Origin of the sequence: Cellulomonas sp. NTE-D12 (assembly GCF_027923705.1) — a bacterium.
Lineage (GTDB): Bacteria > Actinomycetota > Actinomycetes > Actinomycetales > Cellulomonadaceae > Cellulomonas.
This window is the reverse complement of record NZ_AP026442.1, coordinates 2,303,558-2,324,789: the sequence shown is the minus strand read 5'-3', so window position 1 is coordinate 2,324,789 and position 21,232 is coordinate 2,303,558. Positions and strand designations below refer to the sequence as shown.

The 21,232-nt window shown below is 73.7% G+C and carries 22 protein-coding genes; 20 read left to right on the top strand and 2 right to left on the bottom strand.

Annotated features, from left to right (window positions below; all coding sequences use genetic code 11):
* The first annotated feature begins 28 nt into the window (after window positions 1-28).
* From rplS to QMF98_RS10670, 9 genes are all read left to right on the top strand, one after another.
* Window positions 29-391: a 50S ribosomal protein L19 gene (gene rplS / locus QMF98_RS10710; protein ID WP_263732575.1), complete on the top strand. Its 363-nt coding sequence runs from the start codon at window positions 29-31 to the stop codon at window positions 389-391.
* 132 nt (window positions 392-523) lie between these two features.
* Window positions 524-1,390, top strand: a complete 867-nt coding sequence (gene lepB, locus QMF98_RS10705) for a signal peptidase I (protein ID WP_337973031.1) — start codon at window positions 524-526, stop codon at window positions 1,388-1,390.
* A gap of 29 nt (window positions 1,391-1,419) precedes the next feature.
* A complete protein-coding gene (gene rnhB, locus QMF98_RS10700) occupies window positions 1,420-2,253 on the top strand; it encodes a ribonuclease HII (protein ID WP_337973030.1) in 834 nt (277 codons plus the stop codon).
* 7 nt (window positions 2,254-2,260) lie between these two features.
* Window positions 2,261-2,584: a DUF2469 domain-containing protein gene (locus QMF98_RS10695; protein ID WP_291758722.1), complete on the top strand. Its 324-nt coding sequence runs from the start codon at window positions 2,261-2,263 to the stop codon at window positions 2,582-2,584.
* A gap of 235 nt (window positions 2,585-2,819) precedes the next feature.
* The gene (locus QMF98_RS10690; protein WP_337973029.1) at window positions 2,820-3,176 is read left to right on the top strand and encodes a YraN family protein; all 357 of its coding nucleotides are present in this window, start codon (window positions 2,820-2,822) and stop codon (window positions 3,174-3,176) included.
* Window positions 3,177-4,697 carry a YifB family Mg chelatase-like AAA ATPase gene (locus QMF98_RS10685; protein WP_337973028.1) on the top strand — a complete coding sequence of 507 codons (1,521 nt, stop codon included), beginning with the start codon at window positions 3,177-3,179 and terminating at the stop codon, window positions 4,695-4,697.
* Window positions 4,694-5,926, top strand: coding sequence for a DNA-processing protein DprA (gene dprA / locus QMF98_RS10680; RefSeq protein WP_337973027.1), 1,233 nt, complete (start codon window positions 4,694-4,696; stop codon window positions 5,924-5,926). The genes QMF98_RS10685 and dprA overlap by 4 nt, the downstream gene beginning before the upstream one ends.
* A gap of 132 nt (window positions 5,927-6,058) precedes the next feature.
* The gene (locus QMF98_RS10675; protein ID WP_337973026.1) at window positions 6,059-6,985 is read left to right on the top strand and encodes a tyrosine recombinase XerC; all 927 of its coding nucleotides are present in this window, start codon (window positions 6,059-6,061) and stop codon (window positions 6,983-6,985) included.
* Between the two features lie 20 nt (window positions 6,986-7,005).
* Window positions 7,006-7,923 (top strand): FliA/WhiG family RNA polymerase sigma factor, encoded by a 918-nt coding sequence (locus QMF98_RS10670; protein ID WP_337973025.1) that lies wholly within the window; start codon window positions 7,006-7,008, stop codon window positions 7,921-7,923.
* A 71-nt stretch (window positions 7,924-7,994) separates the two neighbouring features.
* Here the strand turns inward: QMF98_RS10670 and QMF98_RS10665 are convergent, their stop codons facing one another.
* A complete protein-coding gene (locus QMF98_RS10665) occupies window positions 7,995-8,630 on the bottom strand; it encodes a M23 family metallopeptidase (protein ID WP_337973024.1) in 636 nt (211 codons plus the stop codon).
* 464 nt (window positions 8,631-9,094) lie between these two features.
* Here QMF98_RS10665 and rpsB point away from each other — a divergent pair, with 464 nt between their 5' ends.
* The 8 genes from rpsB to dxr all read left to right on the top strand — a co-directional run bounded on the left by rpsB (window position 9,095) and on the right by dxr (window position 16,135).
* Complete coding sequence (gene rpsB, locus QMF98_RS10660; protein WP_337973023.1) at window positions 9,095-10,054, top strand: 30S ribosomal protein S2; 960 nt, start codon at window positions 9,095-9,097, stop codon at window positions 10,052-10,054.
* 36 nt (window positions 10,055-10,090) lie between these two features.
* Complete coding sequence (gene tsf, locus QMF98_RS10655) at window positions 10,091-10,936, top strand: translation elongation factor Ts (RefSeq protein WP_291758708.1); 846 nt, start codon at window positions 10,091-10,093, stop codon at window positions 10,934-10,936.
* Window positions 10,937-11,036: 100 nt separating this feature from the next.
* Complete coding sequence (pyrH, locus tag QMF98_RS10650) at window positions 11,037-11,777, top strand: UMP kinase (protein ID WP_291758705.1); 741 nt, start codon at window positions 11,037-11,039, stop codon at window positions 11,775-11,777.
* Window positions 11,778-11,831: 54 nt separating this feature from the next.
* Window positions 11,832-12,389: a ribosome recycling factor gene (frr, locus tag QMF98_RS10645; RefSeq protein ID WP_291758703.1), complete on the top strand. Its 558-nt coding sequence runs from the start codon at window positions 11,832-11,834 to the stop codon at window positions 12,387-12,389.
* Window positions 12,389-13,228, top strand: a complete 840-nt coding sequence (locus tag QMF98_RS10640) for a phosphatidate cytidylyltransferase (RefSeq protein WP_291758701.1) — start codon at window positions 12,389-12,391, stop codon at window positions 13,226-13,228. Before frr ends, QMF98_RS10640 begins: the two co-directional genes overlap by 1 nt.
* Window positions 13,225-14,385, top strand: a complete 1,161-nt coding sequence (gene rlmN / locus QMF98_RS10635) for a dual-specificity RNA methyltransferase RlmN (RefSeq protein ID WP_337973022.1) — start codon at window positions 13,225-13,227, stop codon at window positions 14,383-14,385. Before QMF98_RS10640 ends, rlmN begins: the two co-directional genes overlap by 4 nt.
* Window positions 14,382-14,936 (top strand): DivIVA domain-containing protein, encoded by a 555-nt coding sequence (locus tag QMF98_RS10630; protein WP_263732538.1) that lies wholly within the window; start codon window positions 14,382-14,384, stop codon window positions 14,934-14,936. Before rlmN ends, QMF98_RS10630 begins: the two co-directional genes overlap by 4 nt.
* Before the next feature lie 26 nt (window positions 14,937-14,962).
* The gene (gene dxr, locus QMF98_RS10625; RefSeq protein ID WP_337975607.1) at window positions 14,963-16,135 is read left to right on the top strand and encodes a 1-deoxy-D-xylulose-5-phosphate reductoisomerase; all 1,173 of its coding nucleotides are present in this window, start codon (window positions 14,963-14,965) and stop codon (window positions 16,133-16,135) included.
* 36 nt (window positions 16,136-16,171) lie between these two features.
* Here dxr and QMF98_RS10620 read toward each other — a convergent pair whose 3' ends face one another.
* A complete protein-coding gene (locus QMF98_RS10620) occupies window positions 16,172-17,518 on the bottom strand; it encodes an NAD(P)/FAD-dependent oxidoreductase (protein ID WP_337973021.1) in 1,347 nt (448 codons plus the stop codon).
* Window positions 17,519-17,728: 210 nt separating this feature from the next.
* Here QMF98_RS10620 and QMF98_RS10615 point away from each other — a divergent pair, with 210 nt between their 5' ends.
* The 3 genes from QMF98_RS10615 (at window position 17,729) to QMF98_RS10605 (ending at window position 21,181) form a co-directional block, all read left to right on the top strand.
* Window positions 17,729-19,045, top strand: coding sequence for a M50 family metallopeptidase (locus tag QMF98_RS10615; protein WP_337973020.1), 1,317 nt, complete (start codon window positions 17,729-17,731; stop codon window positions 19,043-19,045).
* 40 nt (window positions 19,046-19,085) lie between these two features.
* Window positions 19,086-20,222, top strand: a complete 1,137-nt coding sequence (gene ispG / locus QMF98_RS10610) for a flavodoxin-dependent (E)-4-hydroxy-3-methylbut-2-enyl-diphosphate synthase (protein WP_263732589.1) — start codon at window positions 19,086-19,088, stop codon at window positions 20,220-20,222.
* Between the two features lie 74 nt (window positions 20,223-20,296).
* Window positions 20,297-21,181, top strand: coding sequence for a GNAT family N-acetyltransferase (locus tag QMF98_RS10605; protein WP_291758692.1), 885 nt, complete (start codon window positions 20,297-20,299; stop codon window positions 21,179-21,181).
* Window positions 21,182-21,232 lie beyond the last annotated feature (51 nt).

Genomic DNA, 21,232 nt, shown 5'->3' with positions numbered 1-21,232 from the left:
TGCGGCAGGGCGGGGAAGCGACACCACCATGCACACGCTGGACATCGTCGACGCAGCCTCGCTGCGCACCGACGTCCCGGACTTCCGCCCGGGCGACACCGTCAAGGTCAACGTCAAGGTCGTCGAGGGCAACCGCTCCCGCATCCAGGCGTTCCAGGGCGTCGTGATCGGCCGCCAGGGCAGCGGCGTCCGTGAGACCTTCACGGTCCGCAAGATCAGCTTCGGCGTCGGCGTCGAGCGCACGTTCCCGCTGCACACGCCGGCGATCGACACGGTCGAGGTCGTCACCCGCGGCGACGTCCGCCGGGCGAAGCTGTACTACCTGCGCTCGCTGCGCGGCAAGAAGGCGAAGATCAAGGAGAAGCGCGAGACGGTCCCGGCCAAGGGCTGACCCGCAGCTGCTGCTTCTCTCGGACGGACGGTTCCCGCACGGCGGGGGCCGTCCGTCCGTGCGTCCGCGGGAGCCGTCTCGGGGCCGTCACCGGTGGCCGCATCGCATGGCTCGGCGTGCGACGCTGTGCGGGTGACCGACTGGCGTTCCGACCGACCGCAGCCGGCCCAGGGGAGGCCCTGGTCCGCGACGCCCGCCTCCGTCCCGCCCGCCGGCCCTCCAGCGTCCTACGAGCCCGCCACCCCCGGCCTGGACGGCACCGAGCCGACGCCGCGGGACGGCGCGACGGCTGCGACGCGCCGCCAGCGCCGCGCACCGGCCCCTCGTCGTGGCGGGGCGTTCGCCTGGCTCCGCGAGACCGTGGTGATCCTCGCCAGCGCGCTGGTGCTGTCCCTGCTGGTGAAGACGTTCCTGGTGCAGGCCTTCTACATCCCGTCGCCGTCGATGCACGAGACGTTGATCGAGAACGACCGCATCCTCGTGAGCAAGCTGGTCCCCGGGCCGTTGAGCCTGCACCGCGGGGACATCGTCGTCTTCAAGGACCCGGGCGGCTGGTTGGAGAGCCAGCCGGTCGTGACCCGGTCCGGCTGGCAGCGCACGGCCAACGACGTGCTCACGTGGGTGGGCCTGCTGCCGGTCGACGCCGGCGAGCACCTGGTCAAGCGGGTGATCGGCCTGCCGGGTGACCACGTGAGCAGCGCGGGGAACGGCGCACCGGTGATGGTGAACGGTGTCGCGCTCAAAGAGCCGTACGTCGCGCCCGGGTCCCAGCCGAGCAGCATGGCGTTCGACGTCGTCGTCCCGCCGAGCTCCCTGTGGGTGATGGGCGACAACCGTGACCACTCGTCGGACTCGCGCTACCACCAGGGGAACCCGGGAGGTGGTTCCGTCCCCGAGGCGAACGTGGTGGGCGTCGCCTTCGTCACCGTCTGGCCGCTGCAGCGCGTCACCGTGCTGCACAACCCGTCGGCCACGTTCGCCGGCGTGCCCAACCCGTGACACCGGCGGCCGTCCCCGGACCGGCTCGGGTGGGTCGCCCGACGCCGCACCTGCGCCACGAGCGCGGGCTGCTGCGTGACGGTGCGACGCTGGTGGCCGGGATGGACGAGGTGGGGCGCGGCTCGCTGGCCGGTCCGGTGAGCGTCGGGGTCGTCGTCGTCGCGGCGACCACGCGCTCCGCGCCCCAGGGCGTCGCGGACTCCAAGCTGCTCACCCCGCTCGCCCGGACCGCCCTCGTCCCCGCCCTACGTCGGTGGGGGGTCGCGAGGGCCGTCGGCCACGCCAGCTCGCTGGAGATCGACCAGCTCGGCATCATCGCGGCGCTCCGCCTCGCCGGCACGCGCGCGCTCGCGGAGGCGGCGTCGGTGTGCGGACCGGTGGACGTGGTGCTGCTCGACGGTTCGCACGACTGGCTCACGGCACCCCAGCCGGACCTCTTCTCGTTCGACGACGAGCCCGTCGGGCCTCTGCCGCGCGTCCTCACGCGCGTGAAGGCCGACCGCACCTGTGCCAGCGTCGCCGCGGCCAGCGTCCTGGCGAAGTGCGAGCGCGACGCCCTGATGGTGGAGCTGGCGGCCGGTCACCCGGAGTACGGCTGGCACGAGAACAAGGGCTACGCGTCCCCCGAGCACATCGCCGCCCTGCGCACATGGGGTCCCTGCGACCTGCACCGCCGTTCCTGGCGGCTGCCCGGCACGGACGACGCCGCGCTGCTCGCCGCGCTGGCCGCGGCCGAGGACGACGAGTGCGACGACGAGCCGTCCGAGCTGGTCGCCGGGGTCGCCGAGGAGGCCCTCACGCCGCTCGTCCGCGGCCGGGTCGCCACCGGCCGTGGCGCCGACGTCGTCGGGGCAGGGGGATGATGGGGCGGTGAGCGCCGAGGACCTGGAGAACTACGAGACGGACGCCGAGCTGGCGCTCTACCGCGAGTACCGAGATGTCGTCGGGCTGTTCTCCTACGTGGTGGAGACGGAACGGCGCTTCTACCTCGCCAACCAGGTCGACCTCCAGGTGCGCTCGGCGGCGGGTGAGGTCTACTTCGAGCTGACGCTCGCCGACGCATGGGTGTGGGACGTGTACCGCTCGGCTCGGTTCGTGAAGTCGGTGCGGGTGGTGACGTTCAAGGACGTCAACGTCGAGGAGCTCGCCAAGCCGGAGCTGGACCTCGGGGGCGGCTCGCCGTTCACGCGCTGACCAGCGGGGTCGTCGCGCGCCGGTAGACCGCGTCGCGCACCGGACCCGCCACGCGGGGCGTTCGCCACCCCGTGCCGACCCGCCGAGCGCTCGGGGTGGCGGCGCGTCGGGGCGGGAGTCGTCCCGTCCGAGCCGTCCCCAGCCCGGAGTGATCGCGCCGACGGACCCGGCGCCGCACCGTGACCGGTCGCAGCCGAGCGGGCGCGCAGCACCCTGCACCGGGAGGTGGTGCTCGATGCGTGCCAAGGACGCGGTAGGTCGCTACGGCGAGGACGTGGCGGTGGCGCACGTTCAGGCCGCGGGGTGGACGGTGCTCGACCGCAACTGGCGCTGTGCGGCCGGCGAGCTCGACGTCGTCTGCCTCGACGGGCGCGAGCTGGTGGCGGTCGAGGTGAAGACGCGTCGTTCGGACCGCTTCGGCTCGCCGGCGGAGGCCGTCACCGGCGCCAAGCTCGCACGGCTGCGTCGCCTGACGGCCGCCTGGCTGGACGCCCACGACGTGCACGCGGCATCCGTCCGCATCGACGTCATCGCCGTGACGCTCCCACCCCGTGGTGCCGCCAGGGTCGAGCACCTCGTGGCGGTGGTCTGAGTGACCCTCGGCCGCACCAGGGCGGTGAGCCTGCTGGGCCTGTCCGGCCACCTCGTCGAGGTCGAGGCGCACCTCGCGCCGTCGTTGCCTGCGTTCTCACTCGTGGGCCTGCCGGACACCGCCCTGGCCGAGGCGAGGGACCGGGTGCGGGCGGCCGTGACCTCGAGCGGTCTCGTGTGGCCCAACCGGCGCATCACCGTCAATCTCTCACCGGCCACGCTCCCCAAGGCCGGCTCGGGCTTCGACCTGGCGATCGCCGTCGCGACGCTCGCGGGCGCCGGCGTGGTGGACGCTGCCGCGGCGGCCGACCGGGTCCACATCGGTGAGCTCGGGCTCGACGGTCGGCTGCGCCCCGTCCGGGGGGTGCTCCCGGCCGTCGCGGCCGCCGTGGCGGCCGGCCACCCGCGTGTCGTCGTGCCGACGGCCAACGCGGCGGAGGCGTCCCTCGTCCCGGGTGCCGAGGTGGTGGGTGCCGCCTGCCTCGCGGAGGTGGCGAGCCGCTACGGGGCCGACGTCGAGGTGCCGGACCTGCCGCCGGTGCACGACGACGTCCCGGCTCGGCGTGCCGTCGTGGACCCCGACCTGGCGGACGTGATCGGCCAGCCCGAGGCGCGGCACTGCCTCGAGGTGGCGGCGGCGGGCGGTCACCACCTGCTGATGGTCGGACCGCCCGGGGCCGGCAAGACGATGCTGGCGGCGAGGTTGCCCGGGTTGCTGCCGGACCTGGCCGAGGCGGAGGCGGTCGAGGTGACGGCCGTGCACTCCCTCGCCGGGACCTTCGACGCGGGTGACGGTCTGGTCCGCCGGCCGCCCTTCGAGGACCCGCACCACACCGCGACGCCGGCCAGCGTCGTGGGTGGTGGCTCCGGCGTGCCGCGACCGGGCGCGGCCTCCCGCGCCCACTGCGGCGTGCTCTTCCTCGACGAGGCGCCGGAGTTTCCCACGGCGGTGCTGCAGACGCTGCGTCAGCCCCTGGAGCACGGCGAGGTGGTGCTGCACCGGGCGGCCGGCGCAGCCCGGTACCCGGCTCGCTTCCAGCTGGTGCTGGCGGCGAACCCGTGCCCCTGCGGCCGGTCCGTCGGCAAGGGGCTGGAGTGCACGTGCCGGGCGGAACAGCGGCGGCGGTACTTCGGCAAGCTGTCGGGCCCGCTGCTGGACCGCGTCGACCTCCAGCTCGAGGTGCTCCCGGCACGCGCCGAGGACGTACCGGGGGAGCGGTCCGCCGTCGTCGCGGAGCGTGTCCGGCAGGCCCGAGGTGCGGCGGTCGAGCGCCTGGCCGGAACGGGGTGGCGCACCAACGCGCAGGTGTCCGGACGCTGGCTGCGCGAGCGCCTGGGTCCGCGGCGCAGCCTGATGACCGACCTCGACCGAGCGCTCGACCGAGGGACGCTCAGCCTGCGCGGGGTGGACCGGGTGCTGAGGGTCGCCTGGACGCTCGCGGACCTGCAGGGCCGTGCTGCACCGTCGCGGGACGACGTCGGCCGGGCGCTGCTGCTCCGGACCCGAGGACAGGGCGCGTGAGCGGCACCGTCTACGAGGACGACTCGTCCGCGACCGCGGAGCGGATGGCGCGGGTTGCATGGTCTGCTCTCGTCGAGCCGGGTGACCGCATCGCCGGGGCGTTGGTCAGGATCCTCGGCGCCGCCCACGCGCTCGCGTGGGCTCGTGCCGCAGCGCGGGGGGCCGTCGACTGGTCCGTCGTGCTCACCGCGGCGGGCGAGGAGATGGGCGCGGCCGACCGCGCTCGGCTGGGCCGAGCCCTGCTGCGCTGGGCAGGGCGCCTCGAGTCCCTGTGCCCGGAGCGCGACCTCGGCGCCCTGCAGCGCCTGAACGGTCATCTCGTCGTCCCGGGGGACGACGGGTGGCCGCGCGGTCTGGACGACCTGGGCGATGCCGCACCACCGGCTCTGTGGGTTCGCGGCGCGCTGCCCGCGCGCAGCACCGTCGCGGTCGTCGGGGCGCGAGCCAGCACCACGTACGGAGAGCGAGTCGCCTACGACCTCGCTCACGGCCTCGCGACCCGGGGGAGCTGTGTCGCGTCGGGCGGTGCGTACGGCATCGACGCAGCGGCGCACCGTGGCGCCCTCGGCGCTGGCGGCCTCACCCTGGTCGTCCTCGCGGGTGGCGTGGACCGCGCCTATCCGGCCGGGAACGCGCGCATCTTCGAGGAAACGGTCGGAACGGGCGGCGCCCTCGTCAGTGAGGTCCCGCCGGGTTCCCTTCCGACCAAGTCCCGGTTTCTGCAACGCAACCGTGTGATCGCCGCACTGTCCGACGCGACCGTGGTCGTGGAGGCGGCGTGGCGCTCCGGCGCCCTCAGCTCCGCTCATCACGCCGCGGCGCTGCTGCGGCCGGTCGGCGCCGTGCCGGGACCGGTGACCTCCGCAGCGTCCGCGGGATGCCACCGGCTGCTCCGCGAAGGGCATGCGGTGTGCGTGACCGACGCCGACGAGGTGGCCGAGCTGCTGCCGGGCGGCCTGCACCACGCCGGCGACGTCCGCACCAGCGACGACGCGGTCAGCCGTGGCACGCTCACGGACCTCGGCACGAGGGTCCTCCAGGTCCATGACGCGTTGCCCCTGCGCGGCGGCCTGGACGAGTCGACGATCGCGACGCGCGCCGGCACGTCGGTCGCCGAGGCGCGGGCAGCGCTCGGCATCCTGCAGCTCGAGGATCTCGCCGTCCGCGCAGGAGACCGGTGGACCGCTCGGCGGTCGGCGCGTGCGACCGACACTCGGCCGACCGGGTGAAAAACAACGGCATTCGGCTCAATTGTCGACGCGGAATCGGACATTGCCGTCGCATTCGCCCAGGCGGTCGGCAAGCGTGCCCATGCGTGTCTTGTCCGAATCCGGCCGAGCAGTCACGGTAGGCATGTGTACGTGGCAGAGATCACTGCGGGAGCGCCCGAGCGCGCCCTCCTGCAGTCCGACTTCGCCCTGCATCTGCGCGCCCAGCGGGGCCTGTCCGAGCACACCGTGCGCGCCTACGAGGGAGACCTGGACCACCTGTTCGCGTACGCGGGTCGTCATGGTCGCAGCACCCTGGACTCGATCGACCTGACCACGCTGCGCGGCTGGCTCGCGGCGATGGCGGCGAGCCAGCACAGCCGCGCGACCCTGGCGCGCCGCTCGGCGGCCGTCCGGACGTTCTTCGGCTGGGCCGTCCACACCGGGCGCCTGGCATCCGACCCGACGGCTCGGCTCGCGACGGCTCGGGTCTCCGGTGTGCTGCCCACCGTGCTGGCGCAACCTGCGGTCACCACGTTGCTGGACACGGCCCGGGCCGCGGCGCAGGACGGTGACCCCGTCGCGGTGCGGGACTGGGCGGCGGCCGAGCTGCTGTACGCCACCGGGGTACGGGTCGGGGAGCTCTGCGGAGCGAGCCTGTCGGACCTCGACCTGAACGAGCGGACGCTGCGGGTGTTCGGCAAGGGCGGCAAGGAGCGAGTGGTGCCGGTGGGCCTTCCCGCCGTGCAGGCAGCTCGTGCGTGGCTCGAGCTCGGTCGGCCCCGCCTGGCCGGCCCGATGTCCGGCGACGCGCTGTTCCTCGGTGCTCGGGGCGCCCGTGTCGACCAGCGACGGCTGCGGGATGCGGTGCACCGGCTTGCCGCCACCGCGGGGGTGGACGACGTCGCCCCGCACGCGCTCCGCCACACGGCCGCGACGCACCTTCTCGAGGGCGGTTCGGACCTGCGGACCGTCCAGGAGCTGCTGGGCCACGCAAGCCTCGGCACCACGCAGCGGTACACCCACGTCTCGGCGGAGCGTCTGCGCTCCGCCTACCAGCTCGCTCACCCCCGCGCATGAGCCCCCGGACGGAGCCCCCCATGACCACACCCCTGAGCGCGCCGGTCCGCTCGTCCGTGCGCACGGCCGAGCCGGCAGACCGCTATGCGGCCGGCACCGCCCCGCAGGGTGTCATCCCGCAGCAGCGCTCCGTCGCCGCAGGCACCGCCGTACCGACGGGTCCGGTCGCCGACGCCGTCCTGGACCTCGAGGCCACCTGGGTGGCCTTCAAGGACACGGGCTGCCCCCAGGCGCGCGAGCGCCTGATCATGAGCTTCGTGCCGCTGGTCACGGCCGTCGCCGGCCGGGTCGGGATGCGTCTACCGAGCATGGTGGAGCACGCGGACCTGGTGTCCTACGGCATGTTCGGCCTGATCGACGCCATCGAGAAGTACGAGCTGGGTCGTTCCGTGAAGTTCGAGTCGTACGCGTCCTCGCGGATCCGCGGCGCGATCATCGACGAGCTGCGCGCGATGGACTGGGTGCCCCGCTCCGTCCGGACGAAGGCCCGCGCTGTCGACCGTGCCTACGGCGAGCTCGAGGCGACCCTGCACCGCTCACCGAGCGAGCACGAGGTGGCGGGCCACCTGCAGATGCCGGTCGAGGAGCTGCGCTCCGTGCTCGGTCAGCTGTCCTCCGTCAACGTGGCTGCGCTCGACGAGATGCTGGGCGGGGACGACCGGCCCGGCTCCGTGTCCCTCGGGGACACGCTCGGCGACGAGCGGTCGGAGGACCCTGCGCGGTCGGTCGAGGCGCAGGAGACCAAGTTCCTGCTGGCGCGGGCCATCGAGCAGCTCGGCGAGCGTGAGCGGATGGTCGTGGTCCTCTACTACTACGAGGGCATGACGTTGGCCGAGATCGGCCGGCTGCTCGGCGTGACCGAGTCCCGCATCTCGCAGATGCACACCGCGGCGATGGCCCGGCTCCGGACGCGACTGGTCGAGGCCGAGCGCGGCTGACGAGGCGGAGCACGCCTGACGCGACAGCGGACGCCTGACGGCGTCCGGACGAACCCGATCGAACGCCGTCCTCACCCGGCGGGTGCCACCGGGAGCAGCACGATCGGCCCGCCACCGGACAGCACCGTCACCGGGTCCAGGTAGCGGTCACCCTCCCGCAGGCCCCAGTGCACGCAGCTGCGGGGTGTGCAGTGGCCGCCCGACCCGTCGAGAGTCCCCAGGACGTCACCGGCACCCACCTGCTGGCCGACGACCACGGCAGCCACCACCGGCTCGACGCTGCTCCGCCGCCCGTCGGGGTGGAGCACCGACACCACTCCCCGGTCCACGACCGTGCCGGCGAACGTCACGGTGCCGGCGGCCGGCGCCAGGACGGGCATGTCGTCGCCCAGCCAGAGGTCCACGCCCCGGTGGCCGGCCGACCACCGCTGCGCGGGGGCCCGGAAGGGGTGTGCGAACGAGGGGGTACCCGGGACCGGGGCCCGGTAGACGGCCACCGGTCCGCCGGTCGGGGGCGTGCCACGCAGCGCGCCGGCACCGATCACGCTCCCCGGGACGGACGCGCTCGGTGCTGCGGGGGCGGCGACCGTGCCGACGAGCAGCGCCGTGGTGGCGGCGAGCCTGACGACGGCTCGCGCACGACGGCCACGGGCGACGGGGACGGGTGCCGTCGGGGTCGGCAGAGGTCGGAGAGCAGCGGGCCGCACCGGACGAGCCAACCGGTCGCGCGACCGGGTCGACGCTCTCCAGGCCTGTCCCGGTGCCGCACCTGCACCCGGACGGGGCTGTGGTCGCTCGAGCGGGAACGACCCCGGGACCGCCCGCCGCACCGCGCCCGCTGCTGCCCCCGTCCGTGGCCGCGCGCTGCCCCCGCTCCGCCGTCGGTGCCCCGTCGCAGGCCCGGGCGCCGGCAGCGATCCGGTAGCATTGCCTCGGCGACCGGTCCGTACCGGTCGACTTCGCGCGTCATCTCCCGTCCTCACGACCCTCGGGTCGCCACGGGCGGGGCCGAGCATCGCAGCGGTCCGGGCCACGCCCGGCGCGGTGCACCGGCTGGCGCCAGGGGCACCGACCGACCGGTCGGGGCCGACAACCGAGCCGCGGTGTGCCCGTCCTGGACGGGACCCGCACGAGCGCGCACGCCCTGGGCGAGCGCCGGAAGGACCGTGCCATGGCCGTCGTGACCATGCGCCAGCTGCTGGAGAGCGGTGTCCACTTCGGGCACCAGACCCGCCGCTGGAACCCCAAGATGAAGCGCTTCATCTTCACCGAGCGCAACGGCATCTACATCGTCGACCTGCAGCAGTCGCTGACCTTCATCGACAGCGCGTACGACTTCGTCAGCCAGACCGTCGCGCACGGTGGCACCGTGCTCTTCGTCGGCACCAAGAAGCAGGCGCAGGAGCCCGTCGCCGAGCAGGCCGCGCGCGTGGGCATGCCCTACGTCAACCAGCGCTGGCTGGGCGGCATGCTGACCAACTTCTCGACGGTGCACAAGCGCCTGCAGCGCCTCAAGGAGCTCGAGCAGATCGACTTCGACGACGTCGCGGCCTCCGGCCTGACGAAGAAGGAGCTGCTCGTCCTGCGCCGTGAGAAGGACAAGCTCTCCAAGACCCTCGGCGGCATCCGTGACATGGCCAAGGTGCCGTCCGCGGTGTGGATCGTCGACACCAACAAGGAGCACCTCGCCGTCGACGAGGCCCGCAAGCTGGGCATCCCGGTCGTCGCGATCCTGGACACCAACTGCGACCCCGACCAGGTCGACTACCCGATCCCGGGCAACGACGACGCGATCCGCGCCGTCCAGCTGCTCACCCGCGTGATCGCCGACGCGGTCGCCGACGGTCTGCTCAAGCGCCACTCCGGCGCGCCGGCTGCCGCCGAGGGCGCCGGCACGGTCGAGGCCGAGCCGCTGGCCGAGTGGGAGCGCGAGCTGCTCGCCGGTGCCGAGGCCGACCTGGCCGCCGCCGACGTGACCCCCGCTGCCCAGCCCGAGGTCGCCGAGGCCGTCGAGGAGGTCGCGGAGCAGGTCGAGGAGACCTCCGTGGTCGAGACGCCCGCCGCCGAGGCGGCCGAGGTCGAGGCGCCTGCCGCCGACGAGCCCGGCACCGACGCGCCGGCCGAGGCCTGAGCACCCACCACGAGCACACGAGGACAGGAACCACTGATGGCGAACTACTCGGTCGCTGACATCAAGGCGCTCCGCGAGAAGACGGGCGCCGGCATGCTCGACGTCAAGAAGGCGCTCGACGAGGCGGACGGCGACTCGGAGAAGGCGCTGGAGATCATCCGCGTCAAGGGCCTGAAGGGCATCGGCAAGCGCGAGGGTCGCTCGGCCTCCGACGGCCTGGTGACGGCGTGGGTCGGCCCGACGGCCGATGGCGAGGGTCAGAGCGCGGTGCTGCTCGAGGTCAACTCGGAGACGGACTTCGTCGCCAAGAACCAGACCTTCATCTCCTTCGCGGACCGCGTGCTCGCGGCGGCTGTCTCCTCCGGCGCCCGTGACGCGGACGCGCTGCTCGCCGCCGACTCGGACGGCACCCCGGTGCAGTCCGTGGTCGACGACATCGCGGCGACCATCGGCGAGAAGATCGTCGTCCGGCGGCTCGCCCGCCTGGCCGGCGAGCACGTCGAGGTCTACCTGCACAAGGTCAACAAGGACCTGCCCCCGCAGGTCGGCGTGCTGGTCGCCACGGACGCGGCCGGCGCCTCGGTCGCCCGCGACATCGCCACGCACATCGCGGCGTACTCGCCGACCTACCTCACCCGTGAGGACGTCCCCGCGGACGTCGTCGCGAGCGAGCGGCACATCGCCGAGGAGACCGCGCGTGGTGAGGGCAAGCCCGAGGCTGCCCTGCCGAAGATCGTGGAGGGTCGCCTCGTCGGCTTCTTCAAGGAGAACGTCCTGGTCGACCAGGCGTTCGCCCGCGACGCGAAGAAGTCCGTCGGCCAGGTCCTCGCCGAGGTCGGTGGCACCGTCACCGGCTTCGCGCGGTTCCGCGTCGGCGCCTGAGCACCACCGTGCCGGTGACCGGTGCCCTTCGGGGCCCGGTCACCGGCACGTCAGCATCACCCCGCCGTACCCGGGCGGACCGGCCACCAGTGGAGGACATGTGAGCCCGCAGGGCAAGGATCGCTCCGACAAGTGGACCCGGCGGGTGCTGCTCAAGCTCTCCGGAGAGTCGTTCGGCGGCGGGAGCGTCGGGCTCGCGGCGGACGTGGTGCGGCGCATCGCGGACGAGATCGCGGTGGCCGTGCGCAACGGCGTGCAGGTGGCGATCGTCGTCGGCGGCGGCAACTTCTTCCGCGGGGCAGAGCTGGCGCAGAACGGCATGGACCGGGCTCGCGCCGACTACATGGGCATGCTGGGCACGGTGATGAACTGCCTCGCGTTGCAGGACTTCCTGGAGCAGGCCGGCGTCAGCACCCGCGTCCAGACCGCGATCACGATGGGCCAGGTCGCCGAGCCGTACATCCCGCTGCGGGCGATCCGGCACCTGGAGAAGGGCCGCGTCGTGATCTTCGGCGCCGGGGCAGGCATGCCGTTCTTCTCCACGGACACGGTGGCGGTGCAGCGGGCTCTCGAGACCCACTGCCAGGAGGTGCTGATGGGCAAGAACGGCGTGGACGGCGTCTACAGCGCCGACCCGCGCCGCGACCCGTCGGCCCGCAAGCTCGACCACCTGACCTACACCGAGGCGCTGGTCCAGGGCCTCGAGGTGATGGACGCCACGGCCCTGTCCCTGTGCCGTGACAACGACGTCCGGATGGTCGTGTTCGGCCTCGAGGAGCGCGGGAACGTCACCCGGGCGCTCGACGGTGAGAGGATCGGCACGCTCGTCACCACGAGCTGACCTCCCAGCCCACGACCCCGTCCCCACCCGCATCGCAGCACGAAGGAGCTCGGCGTGATCGACGAGACCCTCCTCGAGGCCGAGGAGAAGATGGACAAGGCGATCGAGGTCGCGAAGGACGACTTCTCGTCGATCCGCACCGGCCGTGCGAACGCGGCGATGTTCTCCAAGATCCTGGTCGACTACTACGGGAGCCCGACGCCGCTGCAGCAGCTGGCGTCGTTCAACGTGCCCGAGGCGCGGACGATGCTGATCTCCCCGTTCGACAAGTCCTCGATGCACGCCATCGAGAAGGCGATCCGCGACTCCGACCTCGGGGTGAACCCGACGGACGACGGTGGCGTGATCCGAGTCGTGCTCCCGGCGCTGACCGCCGAGCGGCGCAAGGACTTCGTCAAGCTCGCGAAGACCAAGGCCGAGGACGCCCGCGTCTCGGTGCGCAGCGTGCGTCGGCACGCCAAGGACGAGCTGGACCGGATCGCCCGTGACGGCGAGGCCGGCGAGGACGAGGTCGCCCGCGCCGAGAAGGAGCTCGAGGCCCTCACCAAGAAGCACGTCGAGCTGGTGGACCACCTGCTCGCCACCAAGGAGAGCGAGCTGCTCGAGGTCTGATGTCGCAGCTCGCCGCCCCCCGCACCCCGACTCCGGGCCGTGACCTGCCGGTCGCGGTCGCGGTGGGTCTCGGCCTGCTCGGCGTGGTGGTCGCCTCGCTGTTCATCCGCAAGGAGGCCTTCGGCGTCCTGGCGGTGATCCTGGTCTGCGGGGCGATGTGGGAGCTCGCGCGCGCGTTCACCCGCCGCGACGTGCACCTGCCGCTGGTCCCGCTGATCGTCGGCTCGATCGGGATCCTCGTGTCGGCGTACACCGCCGGTCCGGAGGCGCTGATCGTGGCGTTCGTCCTCACCGTCGGCGGTGCCGTGGTCTGGCGCGTGCTGGACGGCTCCGGCCGGCCCGCGCTGCGCGACTCGACGGCCGCGGCGTTCGCTGCGGCGTACCTGCCGTTCCTCGCCGGCTTCGCGATGCTGATGCTCGCCCAGCCGGACGGGCCGTCCCGCACGCTCGTGTTCGTCCTGCTCGCGGTGGCGAGCGACGTCGGTGGCTACTCCGTGGGGGTGCTGCTCGGACGGCACCCGCTCGCGCCGAGCGTCAGCCCGAAGAAGAGCTGGGAGGGGCTGGCGGGATCGGTGGTGCTGGCCTGCGTGGTCGGCGTGGTCGGCGTGCAGGTGGCGTTCGGAGCGCAGCCCTACGTGGGGGTGCTGCTGGGCCTCGCGACGGTGTGCACCGCGACGCTCGGCGACCTGTCGGAGTCGATGCTGAAGCGGGACCTCGAGCTGAAGGACATGGGCAGCCTGCTGCCCGGCCATGGCGGCCTGCTCGACCGGCTCGACTCGTTGCTGCTCACGGCGCCCGCGGTGTACCTGGTGCTCGCCGTGCTGGTGCCGGTCCGATGACAGGCACCCCGGTCCGGCTGGACCTCTCCTCGCCGTCCCGCGGTCCGCGGGGCAAGCCGCCGCGCCACTTCGTCGACCTGACGCCGTCGGAGCGTGCGGCGGCCGTGCAGGCGCTCGGCCAGCCGGCGTTCCGGGCCCGCCAGCTCGCGACGCACTACTTCACGCACCTCACCGTGGACCCCGAGGCGATGACCGACCTGCCGGCCGCCGCTCGGGACACGCTGGCGGCCGACCTGTTCCCACCGCTGCTGACCCCGGCGCGCACGCTGACCGCCGACCGTGGGACAACGGTGAAGACGCTGTGGCACCTGTTCGACGGCGCCCGCGTCGAGTCGGTGCTGATGCGGTACCCGGACCGTGCCACGCTCTGCGTCTCCAGCCAGGCCGGGTGCGGTCTGGCGTGCGCCTTCTGCGCCACCGGTCAGCTGGGCCTCACCCGGAACCTGTCGACGGCCGAGATCGTCGAGCAGGTGCGGCGCGCGGCACGCTCCCTCGCGGACGGCGAGGTGGCTGGCGGGGCGACCCGGCTGAGCAACGTCGTCTTCATGGGGATGGGCGAGCCCCTGGCGAACTACCGCTCGGTGATGGCCACCGTGCGACTCCTGGTCGCGGCCCCGCCGGAGGGTCTCGGGCTGTCCGCGCGCAACGTCACGGTGTCGACCGTCGGGCTGGTGCCGGCGATGGACCGGCTGGCCGACGAGGGCATCCCGGTGACGCTGGCCCTGTCGCTGCACGCCCCGGACGACGAGCTGCGCAGCGAGCTGGTCCCGGTGAACACCCGGTGGAGCGTCGACGAGGCGATCGACAGCGCGCGCCGGTACTTCGACAGGACGGGCCGTCGGGTGTCGATCGAGTACGCGCTGATCCGCGACGTGAACGACCACGCCTGGCGCGCCGACCTGCTCGGGGAGAAGCTCGCGGCGCGGGGTCAGGGGTGGGTGCACTGCAACCCGATCCCGCTCAACCCGGTGCCGGGCTCCCGCTGGACGGCGAGCGACCCCGCGGTGGAGGCGGAGTTCGTCGCGCGGCTGCGCGCGCACGGCATCCCGACGACGGTGCGGGACACCCGCGGCAGCGAGATCGACGGCGCGTGCGGTCAGCTCGCGGCGGTCGAGGACGAGGCGGCCGGTGCACCGGCGAGCGAGGAGGAGCGGTGAGCGACGGGATGTTCCGCACGGTCTCCAGCGTGCGGCGCGGGTACGACCCGGACGAGGTCGACGAGTTCTTCTCGCACGCGCGGTCGATGTACGAGCAGGGGCCCGCGGGGGGCCTGTCCGGCAAGGACGTCCGCCGGGTCTCGTTCTCGATGATCCGTGGCGGGTACGTGACCGCGGCGGTCGACGCCGCCCTCGACCGCCTGGAGGCGGCGTTCGTGGCGCGGTCCCGTGCCGACTTCGTCGCCCAGCGGGGCCAGGAGGCGTGGCTGGCGCACCTCGGCGAGCAGGCGCGCACGCTGTACGGCCGGCTGGGCCGTCCCGACGGTGACCGGTTCGCGCCGCCGGAGGGGCGTCAGCCAGGGTACGAGCCGGCCGATGTCGACGAGCTCTGCCACCGGTTGGTCGCCTACTTCGACACGGGCGCGCCGCTGACCGCCGCAGAGGTGCGCAACGCCACCTTCCGCTCGCGCAGCGGCAAGAACGGGTACGACGAGGCCTCGGTCGACGCGTTCTTCGGTCGCGCCGTCGAGGTGCTGCTCGGCGTCGAGTGAGCACGGTGTCGGGTGGGCACGCCGCTGTGACGGGGAGCGCGCGCCGTTCGGTGGTGCTGCTGGGCTCCACCGGCTCGATCGGCACCCAGGCGCTGGACGTCATCGACCGGTTCCCCGAGCGGTTCGAGGTGGTGGGTCTCTCCGCGGGCGGCGGGAACGTCGACCTGCTCGTGGCGCAGGTGCGTGCTCATCACGTGCCGGTGGTGGCCGTGGCCGACGAGGAGGCCGGCGCGGCGGTTCGCGAGCGTCTCGAGGGGACCGGGACGCACGTGCTGACCGGAGCGGACGCCGCCGCGCGCGTCGCCGCAGAGGGAGCCGACGTCGTGCTCAACGGCATCACCGGCTCCGTCGGTCTGGGGCCGACGCTGGCCGCGCTCGGCGCGGGCAGCACGCTCGCGCTTGCCAACAAGGAGTCCCTGGTGGTGGGCGGGCACCTGGTCCGCGCGGCGCAGCGTCGGCAGGACCAGCTGGTCCCGGTGGACTCCGAGCACTCGGCGATCGCCCAGGCGCTGCGGTCCGGCACGCACGCCGAGGTCCGCCGGCTGGTGCTGACGGCCTCGGGCGGCCCGTTCCGGGGGACCACGCTCGACGAGCGCAAGGCCGCCACGGCGGCACAGGCGCTGGCTCACCCGACGTGGTCGATGGGCCCGGTGGTGACGATCAACTCCGCGACGATGGTGAACAAGGGCCTCGAGCTGATCGAGGCGCACCTCTTGTTCGACGTGCCGCCGCAGGACATCACCGTGGTGGTGCACCCGCAGTCGGTCGTGCACTCGATGGTCGAGTTCGTGGACGGGTCCACCGTCGCCCAGGCGTCCCCGCCGGACATGCGCCTGCCGATCGCGCTCGGGCTGTCCTGGCCCGAGCGGCTCGACGGCGTGGTGCCCGCGTGCGACTGGTCCGGCCCGACGGCGTGGACCTTCGAGCCACTGGACGAGGACGCGTTCCCCGCCGTGCGCCTCGCCCGTGCCGCCCTGGCGGCGTCGGCGACGCACCCTGCCGTCTACAACGCGGCGAACGAGGAGTCCGTCGCCGCGTTCCTGGCCGGCCGCATCGGGTTCCTCGACATCGTCGCGACGGTGCATCGCGTGCTCGACGAGCACCCGGGCACATCGGCGGACGGCATCGACCTGCCGACCGTTCTCGCCGCGGAGCGGTGGGCCCGCGTGCGTGCCCGGCAGCTGCTCGACGAGCGTTGACCGGCACGGCCTGCGCCTGACGAGGGTGCGAGCCGGTCAGCGGCCGCCGGCGCGGCGCTCCGTCAACGTCTCGGCCTCGTCGGCGAGGCGAGCCGCCCAGCCGGCTGCCGTCACCTCCGCGCTGCGCAGGACGCCTCGCGCCCATCGCGGGGACCGGTGCCCCACCCAGGGCAGGTGGACCAGAGGCGAGTCCGCCCCTGTCACCAGGTCGGCCAGCGTCCGGCCGGCGAGGTTCGCGGCTGCGACCCCGTCGTCCCCGTAGCCCCCTGCCCAGCCGAGTCCGGACTCGGCGTCGAGACCCACCGACGGATGACCGTCGCGGGGGACGCCGACCGGGCCGCCCCAGCGGTGCGTCACCGCGACGCCGTCGGTCGCGGGGAACAGGCTCCGCAGGCCGCGCTCGAACCGCTCCCACGGTGGGTCCGGGTCCCCGGGGACCTCGTCGAACGCCCGGATCGCGCCTCCTGCCGCCCGCCCACCCAGCACCAGGCGGTCGTCCGTCGTCCGGACGCCGCGGAGCGCCAGGTGCGCGACGTCCTCGAAGGTCCCACCCGGTCGGAGGGCGATCCGCTCCCAGACCTGCCGGTCCAGCGGCTCGGTGGCCAGCAGCTGAGTGCGCACCGGCGCGACGTCGCGGGCGGAGCCGGACAGCTGCGCCGACCAGGCCTCGACGGCGCGCACCACCCACCGGGCGCGCACGGTGCCGTGGAGCGTCACCACGGCGCGCGGCGAGATGCGCACGGCCCGGGTCTGCTCGACCAGCCTCGCGCCCCGCGACACGACCAGGTCGGCCAGCTGGCGCACCAGCGCGGCCGGTTGGAGGAAGGCGCAGTCCGGGGTGTACGCCCCACCCAGCACGCCGGCGGCCACCAGGTGGGTGGCGACCTCGTCGGGCCCCAGCAGCTCGAGCTCGTCGCCCCAGGCGGCCGCCTCCGCGGCGTGCGCCCGCAGCCGCGCGAGCTGCGCGCCGTTGCGCGCGACGCTGACGGTGCCGGCGTAGGTGAAGTCGCACGCGAGGTGCTCCGCGGCGGCCACGCCCCCGACCTCGACGACCGCGTCCCGCATCGCGGCGCGCAGGTCGCGCGCGCCCTCGGCACCGTGCAGGCGGGCCAGCTCCGCGGCGGAGACGCCGAGCCGCGCCGAGCACCAGCCGCTGCTGCGCCCGCTGGCACCGGCTCCCGCGACGTCCTGGTCGAGGACGAGCACGTCGAGACCGGGGTCGGCCTCCTGGAGGTAGTACGCGGTCCACAGACCGGTCAGGCCGGCACCGACGACGGCGACGTCGGCCGTCGTGTCGCCGTCGAGCGGCGGTCGTGGCACCGCCTCCTGCGGCCGGGCGGTGAGCAGCTGGTCCCACCACAGCGAGCGGTGCAGGGACGCCATGCCGCGATCGTTCCACAGCCCCTGGTCACCGGCCTGTCGCCGCTCCGTGCCGTCGGCCGTGCGCGGACCGCTGCGTCGGACGGAGGTCGTCGGGCGCCTTCCCAGGCCGTTTCGAGGCAGGTCCCAGGCAGGCAGCGGACAATGGTGCGGCCGGCGGCTGCCGGCGCAGGACGGGACGGCCCGGAACGGGCGGAAGGTCGGTCGCGGCTCATGGCCTATGTGGTGGCGGTGCTCATCGTCGTCGTCGTCCTGCTGGCGTCGATCGGCCTGCACGAGCTGGGCCACATGATCCCCGCCAAGCGGTTCGGTGTGCGGGTCAGCCAGTACATGGTCGGCTTCGGCCCGACGCTGTGGTCCCGCACGCGCGGCGAGACGGAGTACGGCCTCAAGGCGATCCCCCTCGGCGGCTACGTGCGGCTGGTCGGCATGTACCCGACCGCGGCCGCGGTGGAGGCGAAGGAGCCGCGGACGTGGGCCGGTCGGCTCGCGGCCGACGCCCGCGCCGCCAGCGCCGAGGAGATCCACCCGGGGGAGGACCACCGGGCGTTCTACCGCCTGTCCACGCCGAAGAAGCTCGTGGTGATGATGGGCGGCCCGGTGATGAACCTGCTGATCGCCGTGGTGCTGCTCGGCATCGCCTACGTCGGCATCGGCATCCCCGGCACCACCACCACCGTGGCCGAGGTCTCGCAGTGCGTTCTCCCCGCGAGCTCCACCGCGTCCACGTGCCAGGCCGGCGATCCGGCGGCTCCCTCGGCCGCAGCCGGTCTCAAGCCGGGCGACCACGTCGTCTCCTACGACGGCACCGCGGTCACGTCGTGGACGCAGCTGACGGCGCTGATCAGGGCCTCCGGCGGGCAGACGGTGCCGATGGTGGTCCAGCGCGCCGGCTCGCCGATCACCCTGACCGTCACCCCGATCGTCACGGACCGCCCGGTGCTGGACGCCAACGGCAACGTGGTGACCAACGCAGACGGCACCGCCAAGACCCAGAAGGCCGGCTTCCTCGGCGCCACCCCGACCACCGCCACCCAGCGGATGTCCGTGCTCAGCCTGCCGGGGCAGATGGCCGACCGGACCTGGCAGACGATGAAGATCGTGGTCGCCCTGCCGCAGCGCACCGCCCAGGTGGTCAGCGAGACGGTCAACGGCCAGCCCCGCGACTCGAGCAGCGTGGTCGGCATCGTCGGCGTCGGCCGGCTGGCCGGGGAGATCGCCTCGGACAAGGCCGCGGGCGTCGACCTCGGCCTGCGGGCCGTCGGCCTGCTGGAGATGCTCGCCGCCCTGAACATCAGCCTGTTCGTGTTCAACCTCATACCGCTGCCACCGCTCGACGGCGGCCACGTCGCCGCCGCCCTCTGGGAGGGCGCGAAGCGGCAGGTGGCGCGGCTGCGAGGGCTGGCCCGGCCTCGCCCGTTCGACTCGGCGCGCCTGGTCCCGCTCGCCTACGGGATGTTCGTCGTGCTCGGCGGCATGGGGCTGGTGCTGGTGTGGGCCGACCTCGTCAACCCGGTCCGGCTCGGCTGAGTGGGATGATGAGGCAGTGAGCCCCGCCATCAACCTCGGCATGCCTGCGTCTCCGGCGCCCGTCCTCGCGCCGCGGCGACCCACCCGCAAGATCCGCGTCGGCAAGGTCGAGGTCGGTGGCGACGCGCCGATCAGCGTCCAGTCGATGACCACGACGCCGACCACCGACATCAACGCGACCCTGCAGCAGATCGCCGCCCTGACCGCGGCCGGCTGCGACATCGTCCGGGTGGCCGTCCCGAGCCAGGACGACGCCGACGCGCTGCCCGCGATCGCGCACAAGTCGCAGATCCCGGTGATCGCCGACATCCACTTCCAGCCGAAGTACGTGTTCGCCGCGATCGACGCCGGCTGCGCCGCCGTCCGCGTCAACCCCGGCAACATCCGCAAGTTCGACGACCAGGTGCGCGAGATCGCCAAGGCCGCGACGGACGCCGGGGTCTCGCTGCGCATCGGCGTCAACGCCGGCTCCCTGGACCCGCGGCTGCTCCAGAAGTACGGCTCGGCCACCCCGGAGGCGCTCGTCGAGTCGGCCGTCTGGGAGGCGTCCCTGTTCGAGGAGCACGACTTCCACGACTTCAAGATCTCGGTGAAGCACCACGACCCCGTCGTGATGGTGCGCGCCTACGAGCTGCTGTCCGAGCGGGGGGATTGGCCCCTGCACCTCGGGGTGACCGAGGCCGGTCCGGCCTTCCAGGGCACCATCAAGTCCGCCACGGCTTTCGGCGCGCTGCTGAGCAAGGGGATCGGCGACACGATCCGCGTCTCCCTGTCGGCCCCGCCGGTCGAGGAGGTCAAGGTCGGCATCCAGATCCTGCAGTCGCTCAACTTGCGGCCGCGCAAGCTGGAGATCGTCTCCTGCCCGTCCTGCGGCCGGGCCCAGGTGGACGTGTACTCGCTCGCCGAGCGGGTCACCGCCGGGCTGGAGGGCATGGAGGTCCCGCTGCGGGTCGCGGTGATGGGGTGCGTGGTCAACGGCCCGGGTGAGGCGCGCGAGGCGGACCTCGGTGTCGCGTCGGGCAACGGCAAGGGCCAGATCTTCGTCCGCGGCGAGGTGATCAAGACGGTCCCGGAGTCGAAGATCGTCGAGACGCTCATCGAGGAGGCCATGCGCCTGGCCGAGACGATGGACCCGGTCGAGACGGGCTCCGGCACCCCCACCGTCAGCGTCGGCTGAGCCCTGCGACCCACCGCCACGCCGGCCGGTCCGGCCGAGCCGCGCCGGTCGCGTCGGTACGGCACAATCACCGCATGACAGCCCTGCGGGCCGCCGTGCTCGACGGTCGCACCGGCGCTGCCGTCCTCACCGACGAGGACGTCACCGGCGCGCTGGGGCTGTGCGCCCTCGACCCGGTGGGCACCGTGCTGGCGACGACCCGGCTGGACCACGCCCGCACCTCCGGCCTCCGGTCGGCGGGCGGCGAGCTGTGGGGGTACGCCGAGGCCGGTGAGCTGGTCGCGGCCTGCTGGGTGGGGGCGAACCTGGTGCCGATCCTGCCCGGCCTGGCGGGGCCGGTGCGGGACCGGGCGCTCGACGCGTTCGCCAAGCTCGGTGCGTACCGGGGCCGACGGTGCTCGTCGTTGGTGGGTCCCCGGGACGACGTGCTGGACCTGTGGCGTCGCCTGGACGGCCTGTGGCCCGCCGCCCGGGACGTGCGGCCCGACCAGCCGTCCATGGTGATCGACTCGGACCCGCCGCTCGCCCCCGACCCGCTGGTGCGCCGGTCACGGCCGGAGGAGCTCGACGCCGTGCTGCCCGCGTGCGTCGCGATGTTCACGGAGGAGGTCGGTTACTCGCCCCTCGCAGGCTCCGGAGGTTTCTACGAGGCGCGCGTCCGGTCGCTGATCACCCAGCGACGCTCCTTCGTCCGGATCGAGGACGGCTCGGTGGTGTTCAAGGCGGAGGTCGCGGCGGTCGCGGGGGGCGTGGCTCAGGTCCAGGGGGTCTGGGTCCGGCCGGACCGACGTGGTGAGGGGCTGTCCGAGGGCGGCATGGCAGCCGTCGTGCGGACCACCCGGGACGAGATCGCGCCGCTGGTGTCGTTGTACGCGAACGCGCACAACGTGCGGGCGGTCGCTGCGTACCGCGCGGTCGGCTTCCGGCAGGTCGGCACGTACGCCACCGTGCTGTTCTAGCCGCCCTCTCCGGCACCGGCCGGCGCGACGGGCAGGGACGCGACCGTCCGC